Below are 9,644 nucleotides of genomic sequence, written 5' to 3'. Positions count from 1 at the left end.
CCACCGGGCGCGCCCACCCGCCGCCCGGGCGCTCGTCGGACGGGCCCTCGTCGGACGGGCCCTCGTCGTCGGAGCCGCCGGCGGTGGCCGGCGGCGGCGCGGCGTCGGAGCCGGCCCAGGTCCCCGGCTCGCTGGCCGCCCACGGGCCGGCGGCCGCGGCCGGCCGGCCGAAGGCATCGGACGCCGGCGTCGGCTGCCGCATCGCCTCGGCCGCCCGCCAGAGGGCCGCGGTGTCGGTGCCGGCCAGCGTCCGGTGGGCCACCACCAGCGGAGCGATGTAGCCGGCGACGAGGACCAGGCTGAAGACGACCGAGAGCGCGACGTAGGGAATCAGCGCCACCGCGCCGGCCACGTCGTCGAGGGCGAAGAGCCCGCCGACGGCCAGCTCGAGCACCATGCTGACCACGAAGTTGATCGCGAAGACCACGATCGTCACCAGCAGCAGGACCCCGAAGAGCGCCCAGAAGCGCTGACGGCTCAGCTGCCAGGCACGACCGAACGACGCGAACGAGATGCCCTCCGAGAGGTGCACGAAGGGCCACAGGAACAGCCGCACCGAGACGTAGACCACCAGCAGGAAGGCCGCGATGCCCGCCAGCACCGCCAGGCCGGACGAGGCCTCGGCGAAGATCGCCACCACGATCGCCAGGACGAAGATCCCGATCAGCCAGGCGATCGAGTAGACCACCCCGAGCCCGAACAGCTTCGGCGTCGCGCCCAGCGCCTGGCGGACGGCGGGCTTGACCGCCAGCGCCGGCTCGCCGGCCAGCGCCCGCTCCGCCCCGCGGACCACCGACACGGCGGCGGCGATCGTCGCCCAGACGAGCACGACCGCGATCAGCACGACCGCGATCACCAGGATCGTCGTCTGCCCGTCGGTGAACTGCGGGACCTTGCGGATCACGAGCTCGCTGTCGCCGAAGAAGGTGCTCTGGCGATCGGTCTCGAGCTTCGTCGCGACGTGGCCGAGCAGCAGCCAGCCGACCACGCCGATCACGACGCCGACCACCAGCGCGGTCACGTTGATCACCAGCTGCGGCAGCAGCAGCGCCCGCGGCTGACGGCGCAGCAGCGCGAACCCGGAGTCGAGGGTCGACCCGACGGCGAGTGGCGGTGGTGCGGCCTGGGCCTCGGCAGTGCTCATGCGGGACGTCCTTCACGCGGCGACGACAGCGGGATGCGCGGCACCTTAGTGCAGACGCAACCCCCTCCGGTACGGCGATCGACGGTCGTCGGGGTCTCCCGGAGGACCCCGTCGCGACCCGCGGTCGCGGCGATCGGTCAGTCGTCGTCCCGCTCGATCCGGATCCGCAGCGGCGGCCGGGCGGGCACGATCTCGGTGTTGGGGCGGTACGGGACGATCTCGTTGCGCTGGCGGAGCTTGGCGATCTCCGCCTGCATCTCGGCCTGCAGCCGGTCGCGCATCTGGACCGTCTCCTGCTGGAGCTGCTCGAGCCGCGCGGCGGCGTCGGCGTAGCGGCGCTTCTCCCGCTCCAGCTCGATCTCCAGCTCGAGGACCCGCTCGACCCCGGCCAGGTTGAGGCCGAGCTCGTTGGTCATCTGCTGGATCCGCCGCAGGCGGTCGACGTCGCTGTGCGAGTACAGGCGCGTGCCCTTGGGCGAGCGCTTGGGCTCGATCAGGCCGCGCGATTCGTACATCCGCAGCGTCTGGGGGTGCATCTCGGCCAGCTCGGCGGCGACCGAGATCATGAACACGCCGCGATCCGCGTCGACGTGGATCGTCGTCGTGGTAGTGCGGGTCGTGCGGGTGCGACGCTCGTCGTCAGCCATCTAGGACTCCTTGAAGAGCCTTTCACGGCTGGCGGCGGGGAACAGCCCGGCGAGCTGGTCGACCGCCTCGCGCTGCTCGTCGCTGGACGGCTCCGGGACCTCGATCACGAACCGGTAGCGGATGTCGCCGCGGCCGCCGCCGCCCAGCCGCGGCGGCCCCTCGCCGCGCAGGCGCTGGAGCGTCCCGTGCTTGGTGCCCGGCGGGACCCGCAGCTTCTTGCGGCCGTCGAGGGTCGGGACCTCGATGTCGGCGCCGCGGACCGCCTCGGCGATCGACAGCGGCACGGTGACCTCGACGTCGTCGCCCTTGCGCTCGAAGACCTCGGACGGGCGCACGTGGGTGATCACGAACAGATCGCCCGGAGGGCCGCCGTTGCGTCCGGCCTGGCCCTTGCCGGCCAGCCGCACCCGCGACCCCTCCTTGACGCCCGGCGGGACGTTCACGCGGTAGCGCTTGGTCGCGTGGACCGCGCCCTCGCCGCCGCAGGTCGGGCAGGGATCCTCGATCACGGTGCCGGAGCCGTGGCAGCGTCCGCACGGCTGGCTGATCGAGAACAGCCCCTGCCCCTGCGACTCGACCCCGCGCCCCTGGCAGCGGGGGCAGACGGTCGGGCTGGTGCCGGGCTTGGCGCCGGTGCCCGAGCACGTGGTGCAGGTCGTGGTGGTCCGGACGCTGAGCGGGATCTGGGCCCCGTCCATCGCCTGCCGGAACGACAACGTGACCTCGGCCTCCAGGTCGCGGCCACGCTGGACGTTCGGCCGCCGGGTGCGCGGCTGCCCGCTGCCGCCACGGCCGCCGAAGACCGATCCGAGGATGTCCCCGATCCCGCTGTCGCCGAAGTCGAACCCGGCGCCACCGGTCGAGAACGCCCCGCCGAGCCCGCCGAAGGAGCGCGCGCGGTCGTACTCCTTGCGCTTCTCGGCGTCGGACAGGATGTCGTGCGCCGCCGAGACCTGCTTGAACCGCTCCTCGGCCGCCGTGTCCCCCGGGTTGCGATCCGGGTGGTACTCGCGGGCGAGCTTGCGGTACGCCTTCTTGATCTCGTCCGGCGTCGCCTTCTTGTCGACGCCGAGGACGGCGTAGAGATCGGGCGTGTTGTCCTGTCGGGTCGCCATCTACCCCGCCACGATCACCTTGGCCGGCCGCAGCACTTCGTCGCGCAGGCGGTAGCCGGGCTGGTACACCGTCACCACGGTGCCCGGGAGCGTCCCCTCGGGCGCGGTCTGCTGGCTGAGCGCCTCGTGGTAGCGGGGATCGAACTCCTCGCCGGTCGGGTCGTAGGACTCGATCCCGGCCTGCGCGAGCGCGCCGTGCAGCTCGCGGTGGACGATCCGCAGGCCCTCGACGATCTGGGCGTCGCCGGCGTCGGGCGCCTCGGTCAGGTGCGCGAGCGCGCGATCGAGGTTGTCGAGCGCCGGCAGCAGCTCGCGCGCCAGGCGCGAGACGCCCCGCAGCTCGCCGGCCGCGGCATCGCGGCGCGCGCGCTTGCGGACGTTGTCCAGCTCGGCGACCGCGCGGACGTACTTGTCCTTCCAGTCGGGCTCCTCGGGCGCCGCCTCGGCGGCCTCGCCGTCGGTCGGCGGCTCGCCGTCGAGGACCTCCTCGGCGACGCCCTCGACGTCGCCGCGGGCCTCGCCCGCGGCCGCGTCCGGGTCCGCCGCCGCAGCGGCCTCCTGGGGCGTGGCCTCGGTCGCGAGGCCCTCGTCGCCGGGGCCGGGGCCGGACGGGGCGAACCCGTCCGGCGTGTCGTGCTGCTCGCTCATGCGCGTGCTCCTGGCGTCGGTCGCGAGCTACTTCTCGTCCACGACCTCGGCGTCGACGACGTCCTCGACGTCATCGCCGCCCGACGCCCCGCCGGCCGCGCCCTCGGCCTGGGCCGCCTGCTGCTCCTGGGCGCGCTGGTAGATCTGCTCGGAGACCTTGTGGAAGGCCTGCTCGAGCGCCTCGCGCTTGGCGTTGATCGCCTCGGCATCGCCACCGTCGAGCGCCTCGCGGACGCCCTTGATGGCCTCCTCGATCTCGGTGCGGGAGGTCTCGTCGATCTGCTCGGCGAGGTCGGTCAGCTGCTTCTCGGCCTGGTACGCGCCCTGCTCGGCGACGTTGCGGGCCTCGGCCAGCTCGCGCGCCTTGCGGTCCTCGTCGGCGTGCGACTCGGCGTCCGAGACCATCTGCTGGATCTCGGCGTCGGAGAGCCCGCCACCGGCCTTGATCTCGATCTTCTGCTCCTTGCCGGTGCCGAGGTCCTTCGCCGACACGTTGAGGATGCCGTTGGCGTCGATGTCGAAGGTGACCTCGATCTGCGGCACGCCACGCGGGGCGGGCGGGATGCCCGTCAGCTGGAACTTGCCGAGCGACTTGTTGTAGGTCGCCATCTCGCGCTCGCCCTGGAGGACGTGGATCTCGACCGACGGCTGGTTGTCGTCGGCGGTCGAGAAGATCTCGCTCTTGCGGGTCGGAATCGTGGTGTTGCGCTCGATCAGCTTGGTCATCACGCCGCCCTTGGTCTCGATGCCGACCGTCAGCGGGGTGACGTCCAGCAGCAGGACGTCCTTGACGTCACCGGCGAGCACGCCGGCCTGGACCGCGGCGCCGACGGCGACGACCTCGTCCGGGTTGACGCCCCGGTGCGGGTCCTTGCCGGTCAGCTCCTTGACCTTGTCCTGCACGGCGGGCATGCGGGTCATGCCGCCGACCAGCACGACGTGGTCGATGTTCGCCGCGCCCTTGTCCTTGGCGTCGTCCAGGGCCTGACGGACCGGGGCGACGAGGCGGTCGAGCAGGCTCGAGGCCAGCTCGGTCAGCTTGGCGCGGGTCAGGCGCACGTCGAGGTGCTTCGGGCCGGACGCGTCGGCCGTGATGAACGGCAGGTTGATCTGCGTCTCCTGCGCCGAGGAGAGCTCGATCTTCGCCTTCTCCGAGGCCTCGAACAGCCGCTGGAGGGCCATCGGGTCGGCCTTCAGGTCGATGCCCTGGTCCTTCTTGAACTCGCCGGCGAGCCAGTCGACGACGGCCTTGTCGAAGTTGTCGCCGCCGAGGTGGTTGTCACCGGCGGTCGACTTGACCTCGAAGACGCCGTCGCCGATCTCGAGCACCGACACGTCGAACGTGCCGCCGCCGAGGTCGAAGACGAGGATCGTCTGATCGGACTCCTTGTCGAGGCCGTAGGCGAGCGACGCGGCGGTCGGCTCGTTGATGATCCGCTTGACGTCGAGGCCGGCGATCTTGCCGGCGTCCTTGGTCGCCTGGCGCTGGTCGTCGTTGAAGTAGGCCGGGACCGTGATCACGGCGCCGTCGACCGACTCGCCGAGGTACGCCTCGGCGTCGGCCTTGAGCTTGGCGAGGGTGATCGCCGAGACCTCCGGCGGGCTGTACTGCTTGCCCTCGGCCTCGATCCGCGCGTCGCCGTTGGGGCCCGCGACGACCTTGTACGGGACGATCGACTCCTCCTCGTGGACCTCCGCCTCCTTGCGGCCCATGAAGCGCTTGACCGAGGAGATCGTGTTCGTCGGGTTGGTGACCGCCTGGCGCTTGGCGACCGCGCCGACGAGCCGCTCGCCCTTGGCGAACGCGACGATCGACGGCGTGGTGCGGCCGCCCTCGGCGTTCTCGATGACGGTCGGCTCGCCGCCCTCCAGGACGGCCATGCACGAATTGGTCGTGCCCAGGTCGATGCCGATGATCTTGCCCATGCGGGATTCCTCTTGCTCGTGCTCGTCGTGATCGGAGCCCGCGTGTCGCGCGCCGGGGGAGTCGGGCGGGCCCCCGGTTCGCGGGTGCCTCGTCGCTGCCGGCCCGGCGGTCGCGGGCTGCGTGTCGCCAGCCTACCAACGGCCGCCAACATCTGAGTGGAGTTGTATCAGATCTTGTGGGTCGATCTCAAGGAGGGGCGGCCGCCCCGCGACGGGCTGGAGGGCGGTCGTGCTGATCGACCGGCCGATCGCCGACCGGCTGCCGCGGCTGGACCTGCCGGCCCGGCAGCGGCTGATCGCGGCCGGGTCGGACGACGGTCGCTCCGAGCCGGCCGGCCTCCCGGTGCTGCGCTTCGTGCTCGACGAGCCCCTGCCGACGCTGGGCGCGACGACCGTCCTGGCGCGGCGCACCCTCGAGGCGCCCGGCCCGTACGACCGCGCGCGGGACCGGGTCGTGGCCGCGGTCGGCGGATCGGCGGTCGCCGGACGCGACGAGGCGACGGCGCTGGCGATCGATCCGCGCGACGCCCGCGACCCCACGTCGCCCCGGGCGACGACCGGCCCCGCGCTGGCCGCGCAGTACCTCGTCCGGTCGCGGACGGTCGGCCCGAAGCCGCTGACCGTCGGGGACGAGCGGCAGGTGCCCTCGCGGCCGGTGCTGCTGGTCGCCGGTGACGAGCGGATCGCCCGGATCGAGGTCCGCGTCGGCCGTCAGGTGATCGCGCGTCCCGGACCCGTCGCCGTGATCCCCGCGACGTGGCAGCCGGAGGACCTCGGCACCGTCGACCGCGACCTGTCGGTCGCCGGCTTCACCCGGGGAGGATCGCTCGTCGCCGCGAGCGGCCCGTCGAACGCCGTGACGACGGCCGCCGACCGCGACTGAGTCCGCCGGCCGGAGCGATCAGCGCCCGTCGAAGATCTCGGCGACCGGCAGCGCGAAGCCCGGCAGCAGCGGCGAGTCGACGTCCTGCCCCTCGCGCCGCTCGACGGCGACGTCGAAGACCGGCTGCCCGGGCGCGCTGCGACGCAGCAGCGCGACCGTCCGCGCGGTCGGGTCGACGAGCCACAGCTCGCGCGCGCCGTGCTGCTCGTACAGGCGCCGCTTGACGCCGATGTCGCGGTGCCAGGTCGACGGCGAGCGGCCCTCGACGACGATCTCCCCGAGCGGCTGCGGACGGCGATCGAACGGCCCGAAGGCGGTCCCCGGCGCGAACCACTGGGCGTCGGGCTGGAGCACGTTGCGGTCGTCCAGGCCGGTGTCGATGTTGATCACCGCCAGCCCCCTGTCGGGCGCGGCGCGGCACCACGCCCGCAGCTCGGCGAAGACCGTGCCGACGGCCAGCTGGTGGACCATCAGCGGATCAGGCTGCACGACGACCTCGCCGTCGATCAGCTCCAGCCGCTCGTGCTCGGGCAGGGGCAGCGCCAGGAACTCGGCCGCCATCATCCTCTTGGTCGCCGCCATGGCGTTCATCGTAGGTCCGCTCGTCGAAGGAGTCCATCCCTTCGATGACCCGCCAGGCCGGCGATCCACACCCCCCGAAACGGGCCGCCGACGCCGCCCGTCACGTGGTGGTCGCCAGGTGACCGGAACGTCGCAGCGACCCCCGCCCGGCTACCAGGGCGACGGCTCGTAGTCCTTCAGGAAGCAGCCGTAGAGGTCCTCGCCGGCCTCGCCGCGGACGATCGGGTCGTAGACGCGCGCGGCGCCGTCGACCAGGTCGAGCGGGGCGTGGAAGCCGATCGACGCCATCCGCTGCTTCTGCGGGTGCGGGCGCTCGTCGGTGATCCAGCCGGTGTCGACGGCGGTCATCAGGATCCCGTCGGCTTCGAGCATCTCCTTGGCGCTGGTCCGCGTGAGCATGTTCAGCGCCGCCTTGGCCATGTTCGTGTGGGGATGGCCCGGGCCCTTGTAGCCACGCGAGAACTGGCCCTCCATCGCCGACACGTTGACCACGTACTTGCGACGCGCCGGCGACGCGGCCATCGCCGGCCGCAGGCGGCTGACGAGCAGGAACGGCGCGGTCATGTTGCAGAGCTGGACCTCGAGCAGCTCCATCGCGTCGACCTCGTCGACCGTCTGCACCCAGCTGTTGGTGTGGTGCAGGTCCGGGACCAGCCCGCCGGCGTCGATCGCGCGGCCCATCGCCACCTTGTCGAAGGTCGCCGAGCCCGCGGCGAGCGCCATCGAGGTCAGCGCGTGCGGCGTCGGCGCCCAGTGCGATCCGGCGACCTCGGCCAGCGCGCCGGCCTGGGCGTCGCCGAAGGCGTGCGCGTCGTCGGCGCGCCCGAGGGTGACGACCTCGGGCAGCTCGCCCGCCGGCAGCGGCGCGAGCTCGGCCCGGGCCAGCGGCGCGTAGGCCTCGGCCGAGCGCCGGACGGTCTGGGCGGCGTTGTTGATCAGGACGTCGAGCGGCCCGCGGGCGGCGACCTCGTCGGCCAGCGCGACGACCTGGGCGGGATCGCGCAGGTCGATCCCGACGATCCGCAGCCGGTGCAGCCACTCGCCGCTGTCGGGCATCGCCGTGAAGCGCCGGACGGCGTCGTTCGGGAAGCGGGTGGTGATCGTCAGGTCGGCGCCGTCGCGCAGCAGCCGCAGCGCGATGTACATCCCGATCTTGGCCCGGCCGCCGGTCAGCAGCGCACGGCGGCCGGTGAGGTCGGTGCGGGCGTCGCGCCGGTCGTGGCTCTTGGCCGCGCAGGGCGGGCAGAGCTGGTGGTAGAAGGCGTCGACGTCGACGAAGTGCTGCTTGCAGATGTAGCAGGAGCGCGACTGCTTCAGGCGCCCCGCGGTCGCGCCGCGCGCGTCCGACGTCAGCGGGATCCCCGCGGTCTCGTCGTCGATCCGCCCGGGGGCGGCCGTCGCCGTGCGGGCGTCGACCGCCTCGTCGTGCGTCCGGATCGCGTCGAGCCGCTCCTTGCGCCGGCGGGTGCGGACCGTCTTGTAGATCTTCGACGTCGCCCGCTGGACGGCGATCGCGTCCGGATGGTCGACCGGCAGCGCCTCGACCTGCGCCAGCACGCGCAGGGTCCGGTCCAGTTCCTCGGGGTCGATGCCCGTGGTCGCCTCGTGCGTGGTCTGTCCGTCTCGGCCCGTCGTCATGCGCGTCCTCGCACGCTCTCGACTGTCCGGCGACGTGCTCGGGAAAGGGTACGCGAGCCCCGCCGCCGGGAGCCGCCCCGGTAGGCGCCGCCTTACCGGAGCACCGCGCCGCTCACGCCACGCGCCCGGGGCACATCCGCCGCAGCGCGCACTCCGAGCAGGCCGGCCGCCGCGCGTGGCAGGTGCGGCGGCCGTGGCGCAGCAGGTTGACGTGCAGCTCGAGCCCGGCGCCCTCGGGGGTGATCCACAGCATCTCGTCGTGCAGCTCGTCGAGCGGCGCGCCCGGCCGGAAGAGCGCCAGCCGGGTGCCGACCCGCTGGACGTGGGTGTCGACCGGGACGTCGTGGAGCCCGTAGGCGAACAGCAGCACGCAGGCCGCGGTCTTGCGCCCGACGCCGGGCAGCTCGCAGAGGAAGTCGCGTCCCGCGGCGACCGGCGCGGCCTCCATCCACGTGAGGTCCAGCGGCGACGCGTCCGGGGCGGGATCGAGGCCGAGCGCGCGCGCCGTCGGCCCGCTGCGCTCGGCGATCGCGTCGAGGATCGCCGCGATCCGCACCGACTTGACCTTCGAGATCCCGCCCGGCCGGATCGCGGCCTCGATCTCCTCGACCGGGGCGCGGGCGACCAGCTCCCAGTCGGGAAGCCGCTCGACCAGCCGCAGGTAGGCGACGTCGCGGTTGCGGTCGTTGGTCGACTGCGAGAGGACGGTCAGGACCAGCTCGGCCAGCGGATCGCGGTGCGGCGGCTGGACCGGGACCCCGTAGATCCACGCGAGCCGCTCCCGCAGCGCGCGGATCCGCGGTCGGGTCGGCGCGACCCAGGCCCCGCGGGGGACGGTCGCGGTCGCCGCCGGGGTCACGCCGGGTCCACGGGCTCCAGGCCGCCCCAGCGCGCGGCGACCGCGGCGGCCTCGGCGACGGCCTCGGGCAGCGCGGCGGCGACCGCCGCCGGGTACCAGGCGGACAGCTCGAGCGCCGCCAGCAGCGTGCCGGCGAGGGCCGCCTCGACCCCGGTCGGGTCGACGGCCGGGGCCGCCGGCGGGGCAGGGACCGTGCGGTCG

Annotated in this window: 9 protein-coding genes and 1 pseudogene; 1 reads left to right on the top strand and 9 read right to left on the bottom strand. The window is 73.5% G+C overall.

Annotated elements, in window-relative coordinates:
- The 5 genes from PAI11_RS22905 to dnaK all read right to left on the bottom strand — a co-directional run.
- Positions 1-1,144, bottom strand: a 1,144-nt coding sequence (locus PAI11_RS22905) for a hypothetical protein (RefSeq protein ID WP_040601475.1), incomplete at its 3' end; no start/stop codon positions are given.
- 137 nt (positions 1,145-1,281) lie between these two features.
- Positions 1,282-1,791: a heat shock protein transcriptional repressor HspR gene (locus PAI11_RS25125; protein WP_007579247.1), complete on the bottom strand. Its 510-nt coding sequence runs from the start codon at positions 1,789-1,791 to the stop codon at positions 1,282-1,284.
- Entirely contained in the window at positions 1,792-2,907 is a 1,116-nt protein-coding gene (gene dnaJ, locus PAI11_RS22895; RefSeq protein WP_007579245.1) for a molecular chaperone DnaJ, read from the bottom strand.
- Positions 2,908-3,555, bottom strand: a complete 648-nt coding sequence (locus tag PAI11_RS22890; RefSeq protein ID WP_007579243.1) for a nucleotide exchange factor GrpE — start codon at positions 3,553-3,555, stop codon at positions 2,908-2,910. It lies immediately after the preceding gene.
- Between the two features lie 27 nt (positions 3,556-3,582).
- The gene (dnaK, locus tag PAI11_RS22885) at positions 3,583-5,481 is read right to left on the bottom strand and encodes a molecular chaperone DnaK (RefSeq protein WP_007579241.1); all 1,899 of its coding nucleotides are present in this window, start codon (positions 5,479-5,481) and stop codon (positions 3,583-3,585) included.
- Between the two features lie 229 nt (positions 5,482-5,710).
- Here dnaK and PAI11_RS22880 point away from each other — a divergent pair, with 229 nt between their 5' ends.
- Complete coding sequence (locus tag PAI11_RS22880; RefSeq protein WP_007579236.1) at positions 5,711-6,364, top strand: hypothetical protein; 654 nt, start codon at positions 5,711-5,713, stop codon at positions 6,362-6,364.
- An 18-nt stretch (positions 6,365-6,382) separates the two neighbouring features.
- Here PAI11_RS22880 and PAI11_RS25120 read toward each other — a convergent pair whose 3' ends face one another.
- The 4 genes and pseudogenes from PAI11_RS25120 to PAI11_RS27655 all read right to left on the bottom strand — a co-directional run.
- Positions 6,383-6,946, bottom strand: coding sequence for a Uma2 family endonuclease (locus tag PAI11_RS25120; protein WP_007579234.1), 564 nt, complete (start codon positions 6,944-6,946; stop codon positions 6,383-6,385).
- 150 nt (positions 6,947-7,096) lie between these two features.
- Entirely contained in the window at positions 7,097-8,584 is a 1,488-nt protein-coding gene (locus tag PAI11_RS22870) for an SDR family oxidoreductase (protein ID WP_007579233.1), read from the bottom strand.
- A gap of 112 nt (positions 8,585-8,696) precedes the next feature.
- Positions 8,697-9,443: an endonuclease III domain-containing protein gene (locus PAI11_RS22865; protein ID WP_007579231.1), complete on the bottom strand. Its 747-nt coding sequence runs from the start codon at positions 9,441-9,443 to the stop codon at positions 8,697-8,699.
- Positions 9,440-9,644: pseudogene (locus tag PAI11_RS27655) on the bottom strand (hypothetical protein); the annotation flags it as partial. The gene PAI11_RS22865 and the pseudogene PAI11_RS27655, both read right to left, overlap by 4 nt.

It is taken from the genome of Patulibacter medicamentivorans (assembly GCF_000240225.1).
GTDB classification, from domain to species: domain Bacteria; phylum Actinomycetota; class Thermoleophilia; order Solirubrobacterales; family Solirubrobacteraceae; genus Patulibacter; species Patulibacter medicamentivorans.
The sequence above is the reverse complement of the archived record's forward strand: the minus strand, read 5'-3'. Positions and strand labels throughout refer to the sequence as shown.

What these genes read in the sequence shown, in the direction of transcription:
- PAI11_RS22870 (WP_007579233.1), bottom strand. Translation starts at nt 8,584, where the DNA reads ATGACGACGGGCCGAGACGGACAGACCACGCACGAGGCGACCACGGGC.
- PAI11_RS25125 (WP_007579247.1), bottom strand. Translation starts at nt 1,791, where the DNA reads ATGGCTGACGACGAGCGTCGCACCCGCACGACCCGCACTACCACGACG.
- PAI11_RS25120 (WP_007579234.1), bottom strand. Translation starts at nt 6,946, where the DNA reads ATGGCGGCGACCAAGAGGATGATGGCGGCCGAGTTCCTGGCGCTGCCC.
- dnaK (WP_007579241.1), bottom strand. Translation starts at nt 5,481, where the DNA reads ATGGGCAAGATCATCGGCATCGACCTGGGCACGACCAATTCGTGCATG.
- dnaJ (WP_007579245.1), bottom strand. Translation starts at nt 2,907, where the DNA reads ATGGCGACCCGACAGGACAACACGCCCGATCTCTACGCCGTCCTCGGC.
- PAI11_RS22890 (WP_007579243.1), bottom strand. Translation starts at nt 3,555, where the DNA reads ATGAGCGAGCAGCACGACACGCCGGACGGGTTCGCCCCGTCCGGCCCC.